The 20,167-nt window shown below is 67.0% G+C and carries 20 protein-coding genes and 1 tRNA gene; 11 read left to right on the top strand and 10 right to left on the bottom strand.

Translation table 11 applies throughout. The annotated features are described in order from the left end of the window. Positions 1-47: 47 nt before the first annotated feature. Positions 48-119 (top strand) — tRNA-Lys (locus tag ACQRWP_RS29490). A gap of 84 nt (positions 120-203) precedes the next feature. Here the strand turns inward: ACQRWP_RS29490 and ACQRWP_RS29485 are convergent. The 6 genes from ACQRWP_RS29485 to ACQRWP_RS29460 all read right to left on the bottom strand — a co-directional run bounded on the left by ACQRWP_RS29485 (position 204) and on the right by ACQRWP_RS29460 (position 7,094). Beyond that, positions 204-1,424, bottom strand: coding sequence for a tyrosine-type recombinase/integrase (locus ACQRWP_RS29485; protein ID WP_430499424.1), 1,221 nt, complete (start codon positions 1,422-1,424; stop codon positions 204-206). Beyond that, on the bottom strand, positions 1,424-1,621 hold the full coding sequence (locus ACQRWP_RS29480) for an excisionase family DNA-binding protein (RefSeq protein WP_430499423.1): 198 nt from the start codon (positions 1,619-1,621) through the stop codon (positions 1,424-1,426). The genes ACQRWP_RS29485 and ACQRWP_RS29480 overlap by 1 nt, the downstream gene beginning before the upstream one ends. After that, positions 1,618-3,186 carry a replication initiator gene (locus ACQRWP_RS29475; RefSeq protein WP_430499421.1) on the bottom strand — a complete coding sequence of 523 codons (1,569 nt, stop codon included), beginning with the start codon at positions 3,184-3,186 and terminating at the stop codon, positions 1,618-1,620. Before ACQRWP_RS29475 ends, ACQRWP_RS29480 begins: the two co-directional genes overlap by 4 nt. Positions 3,187-4,249: 1,063 nt before the next feature. After that, positions 4,250-4,720, bottom strand: a complete 471-nt coding sequence (locus ACQRWP_RS29470) for a hypothetical protein (RefSeq protein ID WP_430499419.1) — start codon at positions 4,718-4,720, stop codon at positions 4,250-4,252. Beyond that, on the bottom strand, positions 4,717-5,529 hold the full coding sequence (locus ACQRWP_RS29465; protein WP_430499417.1) for a hypothetical protein: 813 nt from the start codon (positions 5,527-5,529) through the stop codon (positions 4,717-4,719). The genes ACQRWP_RS29470 and ACQRWP_RS29465 overlap by 4 nt, the downstream gene beginning before the upstream one ends. Positions 5,530-6,452: 923 nt before the next feature. Next, on the bottom strand, positions 6,453-7,094 hold the full coding sequence (locus tag ACQRWP_RS29460; RefSeq protein WP_430499416.1) for a hypothetical protein: 642 nt from the start codon (positions 7,092-7,094) through the stop codon (positions 6,453-6,455). A 588-nt stretch (positions 7,095-7,682) separates the two neighbouring features. Between ACQRWP_RS29460 and ACQRWP_RS29455 the strand changes: the two genes are divergently transcribed. Next, the gene (locus ACQRWP_RS29455) at positions 7,683-8,585 is read left to right on the top strand and encodes a hypothetical protein (RefSeq protein ID WP_430499414.1); all 903 of its coding nucleotides are present in this window, start codon (positions 7,683-7,685) and stop codon (positions 8,583-8,585) included. A gap of 163 nt (positions 8,586-8,748) precedes the next feature. On the opposite strand, the gene ACQRWP_RS29450 is transcribed toward ACQRWP_RS29455, so the two are convergent. Further along, positions 8,749-9,150 carry a GntR family transcriptional regulator gene (locus ACQRWP_RS29450; protein ID WP_430499412.1) on the bottom strand — a complete coding sequence of 134 codons (402 nt, stop codon included), beginning with the start codon at positions 9,148-9,150 and terminating at the stop codon, positions 8,749-8,751. Positions 9,151-9,519: 369 nt separating this feature from the next. Here ACQRWP_RS29450 and ACQRWP_RS29445 point away from each other — a divergent pair, with 369 nt between their 5' ends. From ACQRWP_RS29445 to ACQRWP_RS29425, 5 genes are all read left to right on the top strand, one after another. Then, positions 9,520-9,738 carry a flavin reductase gene (locus ACQRWP_RS29445; protein WP_430499410.1) on the top strand — a complete coding sequence of 73 codons (219 nt, stop codon included), beginning with the start codon at positions 9,520-9,522 and terminating at the stop codon, positions 9,736-9,738. Next, positions 9,735-9,908, top strand: coding sequence for a hypothetical protein (locus ACQRWP_RS29440; RefSeq protein WP_430499408.1), 174 nt, complete (start codon positions 9,735-9,737; stop codon positions 9,906-9,908). The genes ACQRWP_RS29445 and ACQRWP_RS29440 overlap by 4 nt, the downstream gene beginning before the upstream one ends. Positions 9,909-10,316: 408 nt before the next feature. Then, a complete protein-coding gene (locus ACQRWP_RS29435; RefSeq protein ID WP_430499406.1) occupies positions 10,317-11,123 on the top strand; it encodes an IclR family transcriptional regulator in 807 nt (268 codons plus the stop codon). A gap of 438 nt (positions 11,124-11,561) precedes the next feature. After that, a complete protein-coding gene (locus ACQRWP_RS29430; RefSeq protein ID WP_430503326.1) occupies positions 11,562-12,992 on the top strand; it encodes an extracellular solute-binding protein in 1,431 nt (476 codons plus the stop codon). Beyond that, positions 12,989-15,025 carry an ABC transporter permease subunit gene (locus ACQRWP_RS29425; RefSeq protein ID WP_430499404.1) on the top strand — a complete coding sequence of 679 codons (2,037 nt, stop codon included), beginning with the start codon at positions 12,989-12,991 and terminating at the stop codon, positions 15,023-15,025. Before ACQRWP_RS29430 ends, ACQRWP_RS29425 begins: the two co-directional genes overlap by 4 nt. Before the next feature lie 124 nt (positions 15,026-15,149). Here ACQRWP_RS29425 and ACQRWP_RS29420 read toward each other — a convergent pair whose 3' ends face one another. Beyond that, a complete protein-coding gene (locus tag ACQRWP_RS29420; protein ID WP_430499402.1) occupies positions 15,150-15,794 on the bottom strand; it encodes a TetR/AcrR family transcriptional regulator in 645 nt (214 codons plus the stop codon). Between the two features lie 56 nt (positions 15,795-15,850). On the opposite strand from ACQRWP_RS29420, the gene ACQRWP_RS29415 reads away from it, so the two are divergent. The 3 genes from ACQRWP_RS29415 to ACQRWP_RS29405 all read left to right on the top strand — a co-directional run bounded on the left by ACQRWP_RS29415 (position 15,851) and on the right by ACQRWP_RS29405 (position 17,506). Beyond that, positions 15,851-16,144 carry a hypothetical protein gene (locus ACQRWP_RS29415; protein ID WP_430499401.1) on the top strand — a complete coding sequence of 98 codons (294 nt, stop codon included), beginning with the start codon at positions 15,851-15,853 and terminating at the stop codon, positions 16,142-16,144. Next, positions 16,144-17,007 carry a methyltransferase domain-containing protein gene (locus ACQRWP_RS29410; RefSeq protein ID WP_430499399.1) on the top strand — a complete coding sequence of 288 codons (864 nt, stop codon included), beginning with the start codon at positions 16,144-16,146 and terminating at the stop codon, positions 17,005-17,007. The genes ACQRWP_RS29415 and ACQRWP_RS29410 overlap by 1 nt, the downstream gene beginning before the upstream one ends. 94 nt (positions 17,008-17,101) lie before the next feature. Beyond that, a complete protein-coding gene (locus ACQRWP_RS29405) occupies positions 17,102-17,506 on the top strand; it encodes a hypothetical protein (protein WP_430499397.1) in 405 nt (134 codons plus the stop codon). Positions 17,507-17,548: 42 nt separating this feature from the next. Here the strand turns inward: ACQRWP_RS29405 and ACQRWP_RS29400 are convergent, their stop codons facing one another. Together ACQRWP_RS29400 and ACQRWP_RS29395 are read right to left on the bottom strand one after the other, a co-directional pair. Continuing rightward, positions 17,549-18,493 carry a GNAT family N-acetyltransferase gene (locus ACQRWP_RS29400; protein ID WP_430499395.1) on the bottom strand — a complete coding sequence of 315 codons (945 nt, stop codon included), beginning with the start codon at positions 18,491-18,493 and terminating at the stop codon, positions 17,549-17,551. Then, positions 18,490-19,101, bottom strand: coding sequence for a dihydrofolate reductase family protein (locus ACQRWP_RS29395; protein WP_112677548.1), 612 nt, complete (start codon positions 19,099-19,101; stop codon positions 18,490-18,492). Before ACQRWP_RS29395 ends, ACQRWP_RS29400 begins: the two co-directional genes overlap by 4 nt. Positions 19,102-19,238: 137 nt before the next feature. Here ACQRWP_RS29395 and ACQRWP_RS29390 point away from each other — a divergent pair, with 137 nt between their 5' ends. Further along, on the top strand, positions 19,239-20,120 hold the full coding sequence (locus tag ACQRWP_RS29390; RefSeq protein WP_430499393.1) for a LysR substrate-binding domain-containing protein: 882 nt from the start codon (positions 19,239-19,241) through the stop codon (positions 20,118-20,120). Positions 20,121-20,167 lie beyond the last annotated feature (47 nt).

Below are 20,167 nucleotides of genomic sequence, written 5' to 3'. Positions count from 1 at the left end.
GGACGGACATCAGCCGGGGCGCAGACGGTCGGGTAACCTGAGCGCGCGGGCCGCTAGCTCAATGGCAGAGCTGTGGACTTTTAATCCATAGGTTCAGGGTTCGAGTCCCTGGCGGCCCACTCTTCCGCAGGTCAGCGGCCCTTTGCAGGGTCGCTGTTGGCGTGATCCGGGCCGGTACAGCAGCGAAGTACAGCAGTAGCGCCTTACCGATCCAGTGCGCTGCCGAGCCGCTTGAGGGCGTCGCGGGTGGCCGCCGAGGACACCACGGTGTAGATCTCCATGGTGATGGCGAACTGGGCGTGCCGGAGGATCTGCATCGCCACCCGGGGGTGCACGTCCAGGTCGGCCAGGAGCGAGGCGCAGGTCCGCCGGGCGTCTCGGACGGTGATCCGCCGGACTCCGGCCGCGTCGCAGCGCCGGTCCCAGAAGCGGTTGACGTTGCGCGGCTCGACGGGCCGGCCGTAGCGCGTGGTGAAGATGTGGTTCGAGGGCTGCCAGGCCGGTCCGGCGGCATCCCTGGCGACGGTCTGCGCCAGCCTGCGGCGGTCGAGCGCCACGGTGCAGATGTCGGGCAGCGGCAGGGTGGCGTCCGAGGCGGCTGTCTTCGTCTCCCGGTGCAGCAGCTCGGCACCGACCCGCTGGAGCTGCCGATCGATGGTCAACTCCCCCGCGTCGAGGTCGACGTCCGCCCAGGTGAGCCCCAGCATCTCGCCCTTGCGCAGACCGAGCACCAGGACCAGGACGTACGCGGCGTAGAGCGGGTCGTCGTCAGCGCGGGCCGACTCCAGGAAGCGCCGTGCCTCGTCGCTCGTCCACACCTTTCGCTTGCGCTTGCGTACCGGTGGCAGCTTCACCAGGGACGCGACGTTGCGGGTGATCAGCCCTTCGGTGATCGCCCGGGACAGCAACGTCCGGAGGACGGTCCGCAGATGGGTGACGCTGGTGGCCGAGGGCAGATCCCGGCAGCAGCGGCCGAGGGCACAGCAGCGACGCTGGGCGGGCTTGCGTCGCGCGTCCTTGCCCTGGGCGCAGCACTGGCAGGTCCGCCCGACCTCGTTGATCCAGGTCTGCACGTCGCTGACCCGCAGCTTGTCGAGACGTTTCCGGCCCAGCCCTGGCACGAGATAGAGCCGCACGACCACCTCGTAGGTGACGTAGCTCCCCGGGGCCAGGTTCGGCTTGACGATCTCCCGCAGCCAGTAGCCGGCGTACTCCCCCACCGTCGGGGAGCGCGTCGCCACCGGACCGGCCTTGGCCTGCCCGTGCAGCTTGATCCACTTGTCGTGGACCTCCTCGCGGGACTTGCCGTAGACCCACTTCCGGCCCCGCTTACCGTCAGGCTTCTCGACCCAGACGTACGCGGCAAAGCCGTTCCGGTACGGGAAGATCGAGCCCTCGCCGTTGGCTCGGGCACGTCCGGGCATCAGGCAGCCTCCTGGCGCTCGACCTGGTCGCGGATGTAGTCGTCGACCCACTCCGGGAGGACGCGGCGGTACTTGCCGTCCTTGATGGAGCGCAGCTCGCCCGTGGCGATCTTCATCTTGACCTTAGACAGACCGAAGCCGAGCAGGACGGCGACCTCGGCGGGTGAGTACCAGCGGGGGCGGAGGTCGTGGTTCATGCGGCGACCCCGGTGAGCCAGGCTTCGTGGGCGAGTTCTTCCCGGCCGATGCGTCTGGCCTGCCGGCGCTGCGCGGCGGCGGTGTTGGCCAGGAGGGCGTCACCTTCTGTGAGCCACCCTGAGCCCGAGTAGCTGAGAGCGTTGACGGTCATTGTCTCGGTGGTGCCTTCGTCGTCGCTGCGACGGTAGGTCGCGCGGGTATCCCGGAGCAGGCCGAAGGTGACCGAGTAGCGGCGGGCCTTGGTGAGGAAGTGGCCACCAAAGCCGAGCATGTGTGCCCAGCGGCGCAGCCGGGTGTAGGCGTTCGGTTCGGCGTCAAGGCTGCCTTGACGGTCGTCGGTCGTTGCGGCGCTGCTGGCGGTGTCGGTGCCGGTGGGCCGTCCTAGGTGCCAGCAAGCGTCAATGAGGCGGGCGAGATGGTCGCCTTCCGGGTCGGCGTAGTCGTCAACGGTGGCGGGGGTGAGTCGGGTGGAGCAGTGGCCGGTGACCTCAGTGGCCTTGGTGGCGTACTTGGCGAGGTACGCGGCCACCTTGCCGTCGGTCAGCTCACCGCTCCTGGTGTTGATCCGCTGGACGTCGACCTGCTTACCCCAGCCGATTAGCCAGCCCTGCGGCCGGTCGGGGTGCGGCGGTGTCTTGACGATGATCTGGGAGGCGGCGGCGTGCACGGCCGCCTCCAGGTCGTCGACGGTGATGTCGGCCGACGGCGGCACGTGGGCATCCGGACCGTGGGGGTCGACGCCGTCGAGCCGCAGCAGGACGTGGAAGTGCACGGCTGCCCGGCGCTGCATCTCGGCGACCTTGCCGTGCGACACCCGCACGGGCGGCACCCAGCGGACCTTGCCCGACGCGGTGACGACCCGGACGAAGGGAATGCGGCGTCGGCGGCACAGCGCGGCGAGGTGACGTTCAACTGCCTGCTTGGTGCGCCGCCACAGTTCTCCGGAGAAGTAGTTCCAGACGACCTGGTAGCCGTGGTCGTAGCAGTCCAGGCACAACGGCTGCCCGAGCTGCGGATCGTCGGCGTCGTGACGGGCGAAGCACACCGCAGGCTTCCCGTGCGGGCAGGTGCCGGCGGTGTGGCGGGCGCGGCAGGGGGCCGGGCGGCAGTCGCAGCGCTGCCGTGTAGCGCAGGTGTGGCGGGGAACGTGCCGGTGGTGGACCGCGCCAAAAGACGGGGCAGTGAAGGTGGCGAAGACGACCGGGTGCCGGCCGACCGAGTCGGGTACGCCTTTGCCGCCGGTCAGGCCGCAGCGGACGACCTGGTAGGCGTCGCCTTGGTAGACCCAGGCGCAGTCCGGGCACTGCGATTCGCGGCGGTTGCCGCACGCCTTGTACAGCGCCCGGTCGGGCAGTTCGTCGGTGTGCTGGTCGATCAGAACCCGGCCGGTGTCTCGCTCTACGGCGGCGATGGTGCCGGTGAGGCGGATTGGCCGGACACAGCCGCCGGCGGAAGCGGTGTGCTCCAGCCAACCGGAGAACTCCGGCGTGGCAGCGCGGTGCAGGACTTGGGCGTCACGGCCGCTGGCGACGCCGGGCCGGTACAGGGGGAGCGGGGTGGACACGGTCTTCTCCTCTGGGGGTGGCAGGGACGGGAGACGAAGCACCACCAGCCGTGGACGTTGGTCCGCTGGTGGTGTTCGTCGTGTCTCCTGGCACCGCCGGGAGGGCGGCTTACGCCGGAGGGCGGATTCGTGGTGGTGCCACGTCCCGCCGATGGTCGTGTCCTTTTGCCCTCGTGGAGTCGGTGACGGAGGCCGGCAAGGGTGGGGAGCCTGGGATGTCGGCATCCGGCCGGTTGCCGCAGGCTGCCCCACTCGTGGAGGTGTGCGAATCCGGGCCATGGTGGACGGCAGGGGAAGGCCGTGCTGGGCCGCTCAGCGGATTCGGGAGACCGGCGCAGCGGCCGGTGCGATCGAGAGCCGGTGGGACGTGACCCGTATCAGCGGCAGGAAGGCCGCTCGGAATCTCCAAAATCGAGTCCAGCGATCCGGCAGGAAGCGGCGCTGGCGTGCTCGACGAGCGCCAGAGTAGCACCGGGTTCCGACACGTCAACCCACCGTGATCCCGGAGGCTGTGGCGGGACGGCCGGCTGCCGGTGCGTGGGAGGACTTTCTGTACGTCTATCAAGGCGGCCCTAGACGGGCCGCACACGCCGCCGCCAGGGCGCGCGTCCGTCGCTCCGCTGGCGCTCCGACTCCGGCCACGCAACACGCCCGGCGGCTGGCGCGGAAGCGAGAAGCCCAAGGGGCCGCCGCAGAACGACAGGCCGTTGACCGGTGAGAGGTTGGGCCGGCAGCCGGCCGGTCCGCGCGGCCACGAGCCCGCGCGGCGTAGGGAAGCGCACGCCGGCGGCATCGGCGAGCTGGCGGCGGTCGCGGGGTTGCGGTCACTGCGCCTCCGGCGGGGGCGCTCGGGCTCCGAGATGGTTGCAAACCCGTCGGCGCCTTGCGGTCCCTGGGTGGTTGCGCGGGCCATCCCGCCTGCCATCGACCGGGGCAAGCCGAGCAGACCACCGCCCGGCCCGCCAGCGTCCGAACGGCCGTCAGGGTCCGCTTAACGTGGCAGGCCGGGCGGCGGCCCGCTCCCCAAGAGGGCGGGTCGACGGCAGACGGGATGGCGGACAGCTTAGGTAGAAAACAATGTGTTCGGGATGAAGATCTCTTTGGTAATCCGATATAGGTAGTCGCAGTTTTTGCCCGAAGCTTTTAGCTCTCCAGTCACACCAGACATAGCGCTGCCGGAGATGCCCATAAATTTAAGCCGCATGCGCGAAGCGGTATCAGCTGCGCCAAACTCGAATTCATTCTTCTTTACGTTAATCAGAGCGAAGTTGTTCTTGAAGCTATAGAAGTCGATGAACTCATTCGGTGTCATAAAGTTATGGGCTTCGGAGAGGCAGTCGGAGGTGAAGAACCATGCGCCGCCGTAAATCCGCCCCTCCTCTCCCATGGTTTCGCTAATAAAGATTCGCCGAATTTCTTGCCCGGCGGGCAGGAGCTCGGCCGTCAGTTGGAAGAGCTTTGTGATGCGTGAAATCGCGTGCACCGTCACATCAATATCTTCCAAGTAATCCCGCATCTCCTCGGAGATGTTCACAGAGCCCTCCCTCGCTTCCGAACCTCCATAATCATTCCCTCCATGTAGTGAAGAACATGCCCTAGGTAGTTCGGCAGAAACTCGGGGCTTTCGTAGTCCCACTGCCATTTCTTGTCGCCCAGTGGGCTGCGCGATCGTCGTCGTTCGTAGTAGTCGTGTGTCAGCTTGCGAATTACGTCTTGAAGTTGTGTCGTGACTTGAATTTCAAGGCGGACACGCACAACCTCTGTGTCCCAATCAATCTTCGGAATCTCTAGGTCGAAGCCTATATAGCAGTGGGCTGCGTAATAACCTTCATCGCGGGCCTCGAAGTCTACCGTGAATTGGTGCCCACACTCATCGGCCGTTTCTTTCAGTTTCTTGACAAGAAAATCGACGCCGTCGAGGTACTTTACTACAAGAGTCGTCCGAACAGTATCATTAGTTAGTCGGTACCAATTCCCGGGCGTAATCCAGCCCGAAGCTGGCGGCTCTGGCCATTGGTGGTTATTTACAACGTTCTTCCGGAAGCTCTTATCAAGAAGCGATTCGTAAGGCTTTAGATATAACGGGGGCGCATCTGCATTTACTAGGAGCTGATAACCTGTGGTGGTCAAGTACTCATCGTTGTATTCGCGCAGGCCGTCGGAAATCGCCTTCCATGCCTTGGAGGTCGCGACGTCGGCTTGAATCTTCGCGCCCACCGTCTCGTGGCGCCCCTTTGTGGCATATGGTGCTCCTGCCTTCGGGTCACACAACATTAACCATTGGGGGTACTCGTCATTCGTTGGACGAGTTGGCTCACCTGAGTCCTTTTCAACATCTTCCACCGAACACGTCCCTCACAGCTGCTCTTCATTCTCGACTTAGGCTGATACGGCGAGCTGTTGCCGGCCTGGTGCACTAGTCCACGAGGTGACTGCGTGCTGCTGGATCAGCGAGGGCCCGGTTGGCGATGCGTCGGGCAACTGCTCCAAGGCTGCAGACGGCCTATGGGCTCCCGCGCGCGAACGGCCAGCATAGCGATGGCTGACTTCGTAAACCACGAGTTGCTCCTGCCAGTTCGACCATCACTGCTACCCGCGACACTAGGGGATAGGCGGCTAGCTACGCGTGCCCTAGATCATCGATCATGGCGGCCCGCTAGGTACATCCCCGGTAGCACCCCTGGTTCATCCGGGGCTTTCTGCGGTAGATGCGCACTAGCGTGGCGCTGTCGGTTAGCAGACAGTCAGCCACTGGCGACCGAGGAAGCCGCCCGAGCTCGCGGTTGCGGGCGGACCCGCCGGACGGAAGGCCCAGAACTTCTAAGCGCAGCATCAGACAGCGGGGCAGCAAGAAGGCATCACGAGCATCGGTGCCGGTGGCTACGGACGTGAACCGACGACGCTCCCTGCGTGCTCGTCGATGCCGGCTGCCACCAAGTGGCAGCGGCCAACGGCTTAAGACCGCATCCCCCCGGCGGGGATCGGCCCGGGTCTCCTGCGAGATGGCTGTCGACAGCAACGCTGACAGCAACCGCGCCGGACTCCAGTGTGCTGACGAGTGCAGGCACGGACGAAGCTTCGAGCGTGCAGCCGTTCCCCGACGAGCGCAGACGAGGTGCACAGAGCTTGTAAGCGAGGTGTCACATGATCGATGGTCGGCACGAGCTAGCAGTCGGCAGGATGGGGGGCATCCCACCGACGTCGAGCTAAGGCTCGACACCGAGTCGCAGTCGGTTACCGTGGCCGTCCGTCGCCGCGGGTGCACCTTAGGCCTGGCTGTCGGCGCCAGGAGGCTCGTTGATGACCTCGATTAAGGCCTCGAGGTCCTTCTGCCGGGCCAGCATCTCAGCGAGTGTTGGCTCGTTCATGTTGCCGTCCTTGACGTCGATCGTGTTGTAGTCGACCTCAAGGTTCTCTGCCAGCCGGGCTGCCCTCTCGCGCACTGCCTTCGTTGGGTGGCTTGCGTGTAGCTTACGAAGGTCGCGAATGACGTCACCGACATCCGCATGGCCGCCGGATGGCAGATGGGCTGGAAACATGTCGTGGTCTAGGCCGTACTTTTCCATCGCCTCGTAAAAGTTCCATGCCAACGCGTTGCCAGCCAACTCAGCCGCCTCTTTACGGGCCTCAAAGTGGGCCTGCTGTTGCAACATCGCCTGTTGGTGTCGGTGATCCGCCTGCTGGCGTTCGCGCTGGCCTTCGAGGTCCAGCTTCTGGCGCTCCCGCAACCCGTCCAATTCCAGCTTCTGCCGGTCCCCTTGGCCCGCCAACTCCAGCCCTTGGCGTTGGCCCTGCTGGCTGCCAGCGAGCTTAAGGTTCCAGCGATCGAACGCGCCCTTCAGAGCTCCGCCCAGAACTCCCGACACGCCAATCAAGGCGAACCATCCGGTCCAGTCTGGCAACGGCACGTTGTCTCCTCGTTACGCCTCGAAGGATAGGCACCACTCCGCCGTCAGCTTGCCGGGCACGGATGTGGGCGGCAAGGGCCACAACCTCATAGCCGCCGTTCCTCGCGCAGCCGGCAGGCTTGCCAAGCAGCCAACCAAGCAGCCAAACCAGCGGTCGTAGGCGGACGATGGCGGACCGAGACAACAGGTCAGGCGTGAGGGCCAGACGGTGAGTCGGTGCCAGGGGGCCGACTCGTAATGCGCCAGTCAGATCGGTGCGTTACGTCGACAAGCCAAGCCGACCAGGCATGACTCTCCACTACCAACTTGGTCAACGGGAACGCTAGTCGCTGATGGAGGTGCAAGCCAGACGGACCGCGAGGCCAAGGTGACGTCCGGTAAACGGGTGCTGACTGATCAGAGCCGGGAAGGGTAGATTCCTGAGCATCAGCCGCTGGCACTTTTTTGCACGTGGAGGCTCGGTTGGCCGGGATGCTGTACTACCCCTTCGCAAACGCCCCGGCGGCAGTCCTGCACCAAGCGGTTCTGTACTGGGATGACCTCGCAACGGTCGTCGCTCCTGGGTGGGAACGCCGGCTCAGTGCACGGATGCGCGAGGTGCAGGACGCGGGACTCTATCGACCTCTGGAGGCCAACATGGCCTTCGGACCCTACGAGCTGAGCGAGATCGAAGGGGAGCTCGACCACGCTCTCAAGCAAGTTCCACCCGACGACCTGATTCCGCCCGTTAGTCCGCCGGACGCTGAGTTCAGCACACTTCACGTCGACAAGCTGCACGAGAGCGTCGTTGCAGAGCTGCTCGCCCGTCGGCTCGTCTACCCGCACCCACACAGCTCATCCCGGCTTGTCGCCGCGCCGGCCTTGCTGCACCTCGTCGTCAGCCTCATTGCCGGACGTATTGCCTTCGACAGCAACAGGCGATCAGGATGCATCGGTCCCCAGGGGCTACGGCCACACACCAACGTCCACACCGCTTATCGCCTCAGCACCGAACCCGCTCCAGGCTACGACGTGACGGCCTGCTGGCAGGTCGACGTGGGGCCCCTTTTGCCCGTGCCACGTGATGTCATGATCAGCGACCTTGTGGCCTTCAGGGCCAAGTACGACGCCGAGAGGCGCCACTTGATGCTCACCATCGACAAGCTCCTGCACGAGCTAAAGCAGGCCGGTCGCCACCCTCAGGACGCCTTCCGCCTGGTGGAACGAGAACTATCCAGCGCGGTGGCCGAACTACAGGCTGCCGCTCGTGCCACGAAGTGGGGTTGGGTTAAGCGATCGCTGGCCGTCACTGTTGCAAGCGGCGCTGGCTTCGGAGCATCTGTGGCGATCGCCCAACCGGAGCTGGCCGCACCGTTAACGGTTGTGTCCGGTCTAGCGGTCAACATCGCATCCAGCCAGTCCCGACGAGGCGTCGGCAGGACGGCGCTGGGCCAGCCAGCTGACTACACGTACCTGCATCGGACAACGGAGCTGGTCCGAGAAGCCATCTGAGCGAGGCAGCAAGAAGGCAGCGCCCACCTTGATGCGTGCTGAACCTGGACGTCAACCGACGAGGCCCGGCACCTGCTCATCGGTGAGCGCTGCTACCGGCTGGTAGCAGCCAACAACCTGAGAGCGCATCCCCGACGGGGGTCGCCGACGGTTGCGACAGGGGTCAGCGGCCGACGCGGATGCGGTCGGCGGCGTACAGCTCGCGGGATCCGTCGGCTCGAAAGATCACGATGACCGGAATGCCCTCGCCGATCTCCAGTTCGCGCCGTTCAGCCGGGGTCGGCATACGCGCGGTCGCGGTGTCGCCCTTGAGGAGGGTCACCGTTTCGGTCGGCTCGTCGGCGCGGACGAACGTGCCGCGCGGTGGTTCCACGATCACGAGCCCTTCCGACCGGAGTAGCGCTACCGCTTGTCGGACGCTCGTGCGGCTCAGCCCGTACTCCTGAGCCAACCGCAGCTCGCTGGGAAGCGAGGCCCCGGGCGCGAGGTCGCCAGACGCGATCCGGTCTCGCAGGAGGTCTGCGAGCTGCCGGAACACGGCACGATCCGCGCTGGGGTCGATCACAAATGTGACGCTACGTCTCCAACAGTTCTACATCTTATTGTATCTACAGTCCTACGTCGTTGGTGATATGAGCTGGGACAGCAGCCGCGATCGACTCCCAGCCCGCCCGCGACATCGACAAAGATCCGAAGGGAGGCCCATGACTCGCGTGTCGTACGAGGAGTATTTGGTGGCCGTCGCGCTGACCCTGGCCAGGCGGCACCGGCCGGTCTGGTCATGGCAGCGATGGCGGAAGGTCTGCCGGTGCGGGGGCGAGTTGCCCTGCCACACGAGGCATCGAGTCCCGATCAACCGAGGCCACTGGCCGTCAGAGGACGGCCGGCCATCTGCTCCATCATCGGAACCGCCGGCCGAGCGGGGGAAGCCGAAGTGACGAGCCACCTTCCGATCACGCCGGCCTGGATCTGCGGCGGCTGCGGTGCCGACTGGCCCTGCCACACCCGCCGTCGGGAGCTGCGAGCGGAGTACGACCGAGCCCCGGTGTCACTCGCCCTGTACCTGGCAGCCCAGCTCGTCGACGCCGCCCAGGACTTGGCCCACGTCCCCGCCGGCCACCTGCACTATCGATTTCTCGGCTGGACCCGTTGAGCATCCTGCGACCCGGTGACGAGAAGTTCCACTACAGCGACGGCTTTCACAAGTGGATCCCGCCGGACCCCGACTACGACCAGGACGTCTGGGACGAGCAGGTCCGCCAGCACAAGCACGGCCACCTGCGCAACGAGCGCCCGAAGGTTCGCATCCAGCGCCTCGTCTGACGCCAGCCGTACAGCAGCGAAGTACAGCAACTGTGCCAGCCAAACCAGAACGAGAAGCGCGCCAGCAGGCCGGATGACCTCGCACCACACCCCATCCGGCCGCCCCGCCGGCAATCCATAGGTTCAGGGTTCGAGTCCCTGGCGGCCCACCACAACGACATCCCCCCGTGCGGGCCGCAGCGGACGCCACGCCGAGCGCGACCAAGCGCCCGCCGACCGGCCGGATCGCCGCCATCGGGAGATCACCCAGTGGTCGCCGGGCCCTTCGGAGATCGATCCGCCCACTCCGGCGGCCTGACATACGGCGACATACCGCGTCGAGTCCGCTCCAATCGGTGACGAGTCCGGGATCTGGCGCCGAGGGCTGACGTAGATATCCTCTTCAGGTGCTGGCCCGTGTGGAGATCGTTGACGCGGGTCCGGCGCTGCGAAGGGACTATCGACATGCCCCGTGTGGTACCGGCGGTCATCCGCGCACTCGACGTCCTCGAACTGTTCCTGGACTGCCCCCAACTGTCGGCTCGCCAGGTGATGGAGCGGCTCGATCTGCCCCGCACGACTGTCCACGAGTTGCTCGTGACGCTTGAGGCTCGCGCGTACCTGATCTCCATACCGGGTCAGCCTGTGCAGTATCGGCTCGGCATGCCGCTGTTCCAGCTGGGCGCGGCGTTCGCGGGCCGGCTTGATCTGGTACGCGAGGCGCAGGGCGTCGCGCGGGACGTGGCCGCCGCGTGCGACGAGGCGGTTCATGTCGCGGTGCTCGACGGTGCCGATGTCATCTATCTCGTCAAGTTCGACAGCACCCACCCCGTTCGGATGGTTTCCGGGGTCGGGCTGCGGCTGCCCGCGCACTGCACGGCCGTCGGCAAGGTACTGCTGTCAGCTCTCGATCAGGCGGACCTGGACGTCGTCCTGCTCAAGGACCCCCTGCCGGGCATGACGCCGGACAGCATCACCGACCCGGATCTTCTTCGTGAGCATCTGAACCGTGTCCGGGCGGAGGGTGTCGCGGTCGACATCGGCGAGTCGGACACCGCGATGCGCTGTGTCGCTGCGGGGATCCGGGACCATACCGGCGCCATCATCGCTGGGATGAGCCTGTCCGCGCCGATCATTCGCTGGACGCCTCAGGTGCAGGTGGAGTGGACCGGGCTGGTTCGCGAGGGCGCGGCTGTGTTGTCGGCTCGCATGGGCTACCGGGCGCAACCTCGGTAGCCAACCTCCCGCTTTCGGTTCGAAACAACATCGAAACATTGACATCGCTCGTCACGTTGCCCTAGCGTCGCGACCACTCGATACGGTATATCGAACCTAGTTCGAAATCTCGAACGGCGGTGGTCAGGTGACCCGACCGAACTGGAACGTCAGCGCTACTACCTCGGCCCGGTCGCCGATCGCCTCAACCTCGGCGCGCTACCCGGAGAGCGCCACCCGACATGTCTCGGGTGGCTCCGACGAAGCGCGAGTGAGCGGACGTCCCACGGTGACGGGCGGGCCTGCTCACCACCGCAGGAAGCCACGAACGAACTGATCTCGACGGGCGCCCCTCGGTGGTCGCCGGCAGAAACCAACTGCAACACAACCATCGCGGTGTTCGCCAGCTAGGCCTTCGGCGTGCAGCCGTGCGCGGGAAGAAGAAGGAGGCGGGTGTCCATGGAGGACAAGTCGGTGTGGTCCCGGCGCGGCTTTCTGGGAGTAGGGGTGGGGGTGCTCGGGGCGGCCGGTCTGGCCGCGTGTGGGGACGGCTCCGATCCGCCCACCAGGGTGCAGCCGGAAGTTCCGCAGGAGCTGATCGACGCCGCGGCGGCGATGAAGGGCTCCTCGCTGGGCATGCTGTCGCAGAAGCTCTACTCGACAGCGGCGAACGAAGCCCTTGACGGCTCGATCAGGAAGTTCGCCGACACCACCGGAACGAAGATCGAGAACAGTCTGGTCCAGGCCGACGCCGGCGACGTGGTGGCCAAGATCCACGCCGAGGTCGAGGGCGGGGTGGCTCGCGACCTGGCGTTCATGACCGACTCGCGGTTCGTCGCGCAGTTCCAGGCACTGGGCGACCTGGAGGACGTGACGGACGTCGTCCAGGCGCTGACCGCCAAGTACGGCGAGCCCTGCGCTGAGGCCAAGAACTTTTGCGTCTTCGACGGCAAGTGGTTCGCCATCCCGTACCACTTCATCGGGATCGGATCGTTCCTGCGCAAGGACTGGATGCAGGACAAGGGCATCTCCCCCAAGGACATCTACAGCTGGGAAGAGCTGCGGGACCTGTGTCTGGAGATCTCCGATCCGGCCAAGCGCCGCTTCGGCTGGGGCATGACGGTGAACCGGTCCGGCGACGGCAACGGAATGATCGAGGCGCTGATCAACGCCTACGGCGGGTCGATCGCCTCCAACGACGGCAGGAAGGTCACCTTCAACACCCCGGAGACGGTGCAGGCGGTGACCTTCCTCGGCGACATCTACACCAACCCCAAGTACAAGCCGATGTTGCCACCGGGGATCGCGAGCTGGACCGACACCAGCAACAACGAGAACTGGCTCGCCGGAATCCTCGGTTACACCCGCAACCAGTTCAGCGTCTACGCGGACTCCAGGACCAAGAAGAACCCGGTGCACGCGAACACCCACGTGTTCTCCGACTGCATCGGGCCGGCGACCGACAATCCGCTGCTGCTCGGCCAGTCGCAGGGCTTCGTCGTCTTCAAGGGTGCCAAGAACCCGGCGCTCGCCAAGCTCCTGGCGCAGTACCTGGTCAGCGCGCCCGCGCTGCTCGGGGTGGCGAAGGAAGCGCCCGGTCTGGTGATGCCCGCCTGGGAGAAGGTCTGGGACGCCGACCCGTTCTTCACCAGCGGCGACCCGGCGTTCCCCATGCTGCGCAAGATCACTGAATTGAAGCTGCCGCTGAACACGAAGAACGGCCTGGCCTTCCCGCAGAAGGCCAGCGCGGGCCAGCAGGCGGTGGGGTCGGCCTACGTCCTCACCGACATGATGCAGCAGGTCGTCCAGGGAGCGGCGCCGGCGCAGGCCGTGACGACCGCCCACGCGAAGATGGTGCAGATCTTCAACCAGCAGGGGCTGCCGCAGTGAGGTCGGTCCGTCCTGCGCGGGTCCCGGCGGCGAGAAAATCCCCGCCGTCGGGACCCGGCTCCCTTACTGCGGTCCAGCGGCGGCTGGGGCGTGACTGGCGACTGGCGGCACTGTTCCTGGCGCCGATGGCCGTGCTGGTCGGCGGGCTCGTTCTCGTGCCGATCGCCCGGTCGATCATCACCAGCACCACGGAACGGCACGGGCAGGACAGCGTGTTCGTCGGCCTGGACAACTATCTCGCGCTCGTCGGCGACGATCAGTTCCACACGGGCGTGGTGAACTCGTTCGTCTTCACCGCGTACGCCGAGATCTTCAAGGTCGTGCTGGGGTTGGCCGCGGCCCTGCTGCTGCACCATCGACGCCGCGGACGGGCCGTGCTCGCCGGGCTGCTCCTGGTGCCGTGGGTGGTGCCGACGGTGGTGACGGCGTTCAGCTGGCGCGCGCTGCTCGACCCGATCTTCGGCAGCGTCAACACGCTGCTCACCGCTACCGGGATCGGGCCGCTGCTGGCCAGCGCGCACCTGGTGGACAGCTGGCCGGCGGGCTGGCTGTCCGACCCGTCGCTGGCCATGCCGTCGGTGATCCTCGTCAACGTCTGGAAGGGAGTGCCGTTCTTCACCGTCTGTTTCCTGGCGGGGTTGAAGGCCATCCCGGCGGACCTCTACGAGGCGGCGACCATCGACGGCGCCTCGGCGTGGCAGCGGTTCAGGAACGTGACGCTGCCCGGACTGCGCCACGTGATCACCGTGACGGTGACCCTGTCGTCGATCTGGACGTTCAACAACTTCGACCTCGTCTGGTTGCTGACGCAGGGCGGCCCGGGCGACGTGACCGCGCCGTACGTCCTCATCGCCTACTCGAAGGCGATCCTGCAACTTCAATACGGCGCGGGCGCGGCGGTCACGCTCGTCATGCTGCCGATCATCGGCGGGCTGGTGTTCGTCCTGGTCCGGTTGTTGCGCCAGGACACCAACATCAAACTGCCCCGGCGACGCCGGACAGCGCGGTGGATCGGGACCCAACGGTGGGCCGTGACGGCGCGGAAGGCCCTGCCGTGGGTCGTCGCCGCGCTGGTCACCGGCCTGCTGGCCTGGGCCTCACCGCAGATCTTCTGGAAGGCGGCGGTGGTCCTCGGTGTGATCCTGCTGATCGCGGCGGCGGTCGGCCGGGTGGTCTCGACTCTCCAGTCCCGAGGCGGTCGCCGGTCGTCGTCAGTGGTGTCGGGCCTGGGTTCCTGGGCCGCGCTGGCCGGGTTGCTCTTCTTCGTGCTGGGCCCGCTGTACTGGATCGCCGTCACGGCCTTCAAGTCCGAGGGCCAGGTCGTCATGCGGACCGACGACCTGTGGCCGACGCCGTGGACCTTCGAGCAGTTCGGCGCCCTGTTCGACAACCAGCCGTTCGGCCGCTGGTACCTCAACACCCTGCTGGTGTCCGCGGCGTCCACCGCGGTGGCACTGGTCTGCGCCGCCCTGGCTGGTTACGCGCTGGCCCGGCTGCGGTTCCGGGGTGCGCAGGGCTTCACCGTCACGGTGCTCCTCACCTACGTGATGCCAGGCGCGCTGCTGTTCATTCCGCTGTACCAGATGCTCATCGGCGCCCGGCTCACCGACTCGTTGTGGTCCCTGGTGGTGACGTACCCGACCTTCACGCTGCCGTTCGCCACCTGGCTGCTGGTGGGGTACTTCTCGTCGATCCCCATCGAGTTGGAGGAGGCCGCGCTTGTCGACGGTTGCAGCCGCATCCAGGCGTTCGGCCGGGTGGTGCTGCCCCTCGCCAAGCCAGGGCTGCTGGCGGTCGCGCTCTTCACCCTGACCAACGCCTGGAACGAGTTCCTCTTCGCGTTCGTGTTCATCACCAAGGACGAGTACAAGACGCTCCCGGTGGGGATGCAGTCGATGATTGCCGGGGACGTCGTACCGCAGGGACAACTCGCCGCCGCGTCGCTGCTCGTCAGCATCCCCGTGGTGATCATGTACGCCCTCGGGCAGCGCTTCCTGACCGAAGGGCTCACCGCGGGGGCGGTAAAGGGCTGATCGGGCCCGTCGGAACGATTGCCGCACCGGCAACGAGACGGACTCATCCGAGCGTTCGCCGCCGACCGCCGCATCTCGATCATCGCTGCTCACTCGAGATGCGGCGGTCGGCCCGACCCATCCGCTAGTCGGTGCTGACGAGTAGGGCGCCGCTCACGGTGTCCACATACCAGCGCTGGTACTGCTCCAGCCGCCATCCGCGTTGCCGAACGAGCCAGTCGAAGTTGCGGACGTCCTGAGCCAACCAGAGGATGTCGGCCACCTGTTCGACGTCCAGGTCAGGGCGAAGGCCGCCCGTGCCGACGAGTTCCGCAGCGAACATGGCCATCCCGCGGCGGCGATCGTCGATGTTCTTGCGCCAGATCTCGGCGGCGTCCGGGTCGGCCGTGGCGGCTCCGGCCAGGGCGAGCATCACCTGGGCCTGCCGGACGTTGACCTCGGCCAGGTGCTGGGCGTAGCGCACGAGCTTGGCGCGGGGGTCGGCGAGCTTGCGGATCTCGGCGACGAAGGGCCGGTCCGGCAGAGCCACCGGTTCGTCGTCGCCGGCCAGTGTGACGTCGACCAGTTGGGACAGCAGTTGCCGCTTGCTGCCGAACACCGCGTACAGGGTCTGGACCGCGACGCCGGCTTCCACTGCGACAGCGGTCAGCGGCGTTGCCGCGTAACCGGGGTCGACGAACAGCCGGCCAGCCGCTTCGAGGATTGCCCGCCGGGTCTGTCGAGCCTGCTCCTGTCGGCGGGAAGAGTCGTAACGCCTCTTGACAACCACCCGCCGAGTGTAGTGCTCTATCCGATAGAGCTTAACTCTATCGAGAGGCGGCGGCCATGCCGTTCGGTGTGTTGCAGGAGATGCCCGGCGTCAGCGAAGCGGAATACCGGCAGGTCGAACGGCACCTCGGGCCCGACCGGCCGCCGGGCCTGGTCGCCCATGTCGCCGGGCCGACCGAGGACGGCTGGCGGATCATCAACATCTGGCAGGACGAAGCGGCATTCCGCCGGTTCCAGTCCGAGCGGCTGGTCCGGGCTGCGGGCCTGGCGGCACAGGAGGACGGCTTCGACCCGACGAAGGCAGCCCACTTCCGCTCGATGAGCGTCGACGGCACCGAGATGCCGTTCTGATGGCCGACACCGCCAGCCTGCGTTCCCGCAACGCTGCCTTCTGGGCGGGGGCGGCAGCTGGCTGGATTCGCCACGCCGACAGACAGGACGAGGTCGGTCGGCCGCTGGGCGCACCGGCAATGGATCGACTGGCCGCCCGGCCGGGCGAGCGGATCCTCGACGTGGGCTGCGGCTGCGGCAGCACCACCGCCGAGCTGGCCACGGCTGTCGGCGAAACCGGCGCAGCGGTGGGTGTCGACCTCGCCGAGGCGATGGTGACCACCGCCCGACAACGATTCCGTCCGGACCGGTACCCGGGCATCCAGTTCCACGTGGCCGACATCGAGACTGTCGATGTCGTACCGGGTGGCCCGTTCGACGCGGCGTTCTCCCGAATGACCCTGATGCTGCTGGCGGATCCGGTCGCCGGCTGCGCCACGATCCGGCGATCGCTGCGAACGGGCGGGCGCCTCGCGGCGACCGTCTTCCGCGACGGAAGCGTCAACCCGTGGCTGTCCGCGGCGATGCTGGGCGCGGCACCGCATCTCGGGCCCCTACCTCCGCTACCGGTAGGTGACGAGCCTGGTCCACACTCCTTCGCCGACCCCGCGCGCCTCGCCCGAGTCCTCACCAGCGCCGGCTTCACCGCCATCACGATCACTGCGTGCGACGTCGCCCTGGAGGCTCCAGACGACGCCGACGCGATAGCCGAATGGCTTGTCGAGATCGGCCCCGCCGGTGCCGCGTACCGAATTTCTCCGCTGGCCAGGCAGGCTGCGGCCCGGGCGGGGGCGGTCCGGCTGCTCGATCGGTTTCGTGGCCCCGACGGCGACTATCGACTGCCCGCCGGCCTCTGGCTCGTCACCGCGATCGCCGCGGCCTGACCGCCGACGCCCGCACGGCTCGGCGACGGCCAGCCAGCCGCTTCGGCCCGTCCACGGGCGCCCACCACCAGCAACCACGTCAGGGAGACGCTTGATGAGAACGATCCGAACGCTCGCGCCGGCCCTCTGCCTCGTGCTGGCTCTGACGGCTTGTACCGACGCCGGCGCGCCCCCGCCCACCGGCGCCGCGACGCCGGGCACCCCCACCGCAACCAACGCCGCGACCGGCGCAGTCGGTGCCACTCCGGCCAGCGGCTCCGCCCCTGCTTCGGCGAAGGAGGTGTGTGCCTACCTGAATGGCCAGTTGCCGACGTTGAAGGGGATCGGGTCCGAAACGGGCGTGATGGCCAACCTCACGGTGAACCTCTATTCCTGGTATGAGAAACAGGGTCCCGTGCCGACCGGCCGTCAGATCGACGACCAGACCCGGCTGGAATGCCCGGCGACCCGGACCGAGGTGCTGAAACTCGCCGGCATGGAGAGCTTCGAACGGCTGTAGCCGCCGCGAGGTGGTCCTGACCTCGGCACATGGGACCGCTGGCTACCAGGCCATGTTGATGGCGCGCTCGAAGTTGACGTAGCCGGCCCGGGCGAAGGCGTTAGCCATCGGGGCATTGCCCAGGTCGGTGGCGGCGCGGATGCGTGGCACGTTCTCCTCGGCCAGGATGCGGGTGCCCTCGGCGAGGAGGCCGTCGACGTACCCCTGACCCCGGTGCTCTGGAACGACACCGAGGTAGGCGATCACCGGGTGGTAGGCGTTGCGGGCCGGGACGATGAACCCGACCGGCGCGCCGCCCTCGCCCAACGTGCCGATGCGCCACCACTCACGGGGGCTGGAGTACGTGGCGAACTCCTGCTCGTAGTGCTTGACCGCGGCCTCGTGCGGGGACATCTGCGCCAGGTCGCCACGACTGTGCGCGTCCAGGGTCCCGTCCAGGGTGCGGGTCATCAACGCGATCAGCTCGTCGGTGTCACCGACCGGGCGAAAGGCCAGGCGTCGGTCGGGCGTCGGTACGCCTGCCGCCGGGCTCCACTCCAGGCGGAGCCGTTCGACAGTCAGGTGAGCGCCGGTGTTCTCCAGTACGCCCATCCTCAGTCGCACCGCCCGGTGCGCGTCCGGGTCCTCCCGCCAGTCCGCCGGGATGAAACGCCCGTACTCGGGAGGGGTGGTCCCGGTTGGCAGGACCTGCCTGGCGGCCGTCTCGTACAACGCCTGCGCCACCTCGGTCAGATCCTCGGCGGTGTCGTCGACGTCGAGGATGTCCAGCAGCAACGGATTGCTGTCGCCGCTGCGGCCCCACCAGGCGACCCTGGCCAGCAGGCGGTCGCCGTCCAGGGCCATCCACATCCACTCCGGTCGGCGGCGCTTGTCGGCAAGGTCGTCGTCGAGCTCGTGATTGATGGTGTACGGCAGGCGGTTGAACAGGGCGATCTCGTCCGGCCCGGTGATGGGACGGATCGTGACGTCGTCATGGGAGGTGCTCATGCGGACTCGTTTCCGGTCTGTGTGCGCGTGTAGGTGAGGAAGAGAGCGCCACTGTCCAGAACGGTGTGGTCGGTCAGGCGCCAGGTGCGTGGTGCGAAGACGGCGTCGCGGCCGAAGAGCGGGATGCCGGCGCCAATGGTCAACGGGGCAAGCTTGATGATCAACTGGTCGATCTCGGGGTAGAGGGCACCGGCCAGCGCGCCGCCGCCGATCACCCAGACGTCCTTGCCGTCGTGCCGCTTCAGCTCTCGTACCGTGGCAATTGGGTCTTGACCGATGACCTCGACGGCCGGGTCCGGGCTGCTGCCCAACGTGCGGGAGAACACCAGGTGGCGCAGGTGCGGGTACGCGTCGGTCACGCCGGCCTTCAGGCCCACCTCGTAGGAGTGGCGCCCTTCCAGCACGGTGTCGAACCGGCTGCCCTGGTCGGTGATGCCGAACGCCTGCCGCGCCGGACCGGGGAGGGTCTCCGGATATTCGCTGACGAGGTGGTGCAGGTAGTCGTCCGGGATGGGCCAGAAGCCGTCGGGGCCGGTGGGGTCGGCGCCGTCGGGACCGGCGATGAAGCCGTCCAGGGTGGCGGCGATGTAATACACGAGCTTGCGCACGACGATCTCCTCGTTCAGGCTGCCGGATGCTGTTCAGCGGCGACGTCCATCAGCCTGCCGGGCGAGGCACCGGGCCACAAGATCACAACTGGTAACGTGCCATAACCCTTCGCTAATGCGTGGATCGGGAACAGTACATGGAACTCCGCGACATCGAGATCTTCCTGACCCTGGCGGAGGAACTGCACTTCACCCGCACCGCCGAGCGGCTGCACGTGACCCAGGCCCGGGTCAGCCAGGCGATCAAGAAGCAGGAACGTCGGATCGGCGCTGCGCTGTTCGAGCGGAACAACCGGCAGGTGGCACTCACACCGATCGGCCAACGGCTCTTCGACGACATTCAGCCCATGTACCGAGGTCTGCACGAGGGCATGGACCGGGCCAGGCTCGCCGCCCGCGGCAAGACCGGGGTGCTGCGGGTCGGGTCGATCGCCGTCAACCTTCACGATTTCCGCGAGTTGTTCGACGGGTTCGCGAAGGATCACCCTGAGTGCGAGGTGCAGCTCCGGCATGTCGACTTCGGCGATCCCTTCGGTCAGCTGCGCGCCGGCGACATGGACCTGCAGATCGTGTGGCTGCCCGTCAAGGAGCCGGACCTCACCGTCGGCCCGGTGATCTACACCGAACCCATCGTGCTGGCCGTCGGGGCTACCCACCGGCTGGCCGGCCGGGAATCGGTCTCCTACGAGGACCTGGCGGACGAAACAGTCATGGGCGGGGCCCGGCCGGACTACTGGCGGGAGATCCTGGTGCCCGTACGCACACCCAGCGGACGGTTGATCCCGATCGGCCCGTCGGTCTCCAACTTCCAGGAGATGATCCCGATCCTCGTCACGGGCGAAGCCGTCTCGCCGGTCCACGCCCAGGCCGCCCGCTACTACGCGCGGCCGGACATCGCCTACGTGCCCATCCACGACGCCCCGCCGGGCCGGTGGGGACTGATCTGGCGTACCGGCAGCGAGACGGAACTCATTCGGTCGTTCGCCAGCGCCGCGCACCACCTCAACTCCATCGAGTAGCCCGGCTGGCTCACCCCTGCCGCGTGGTACGAATGCCGCAGAGCGCG

The organism is Micromonospora trifolii, from assembly GCF_050516465.1.
Taxonomy (GTDB): Bacteria; Actinomycetota; Actinomycetes; order Mycobacteriales; family Micromonosporaceae; genus Micromonospora; species Micromonospora trifolii.
Note: the sequence above shows the minus strand (reverse complement) of the source record. Positions and strands in the feature narration are given on the sequence as shown.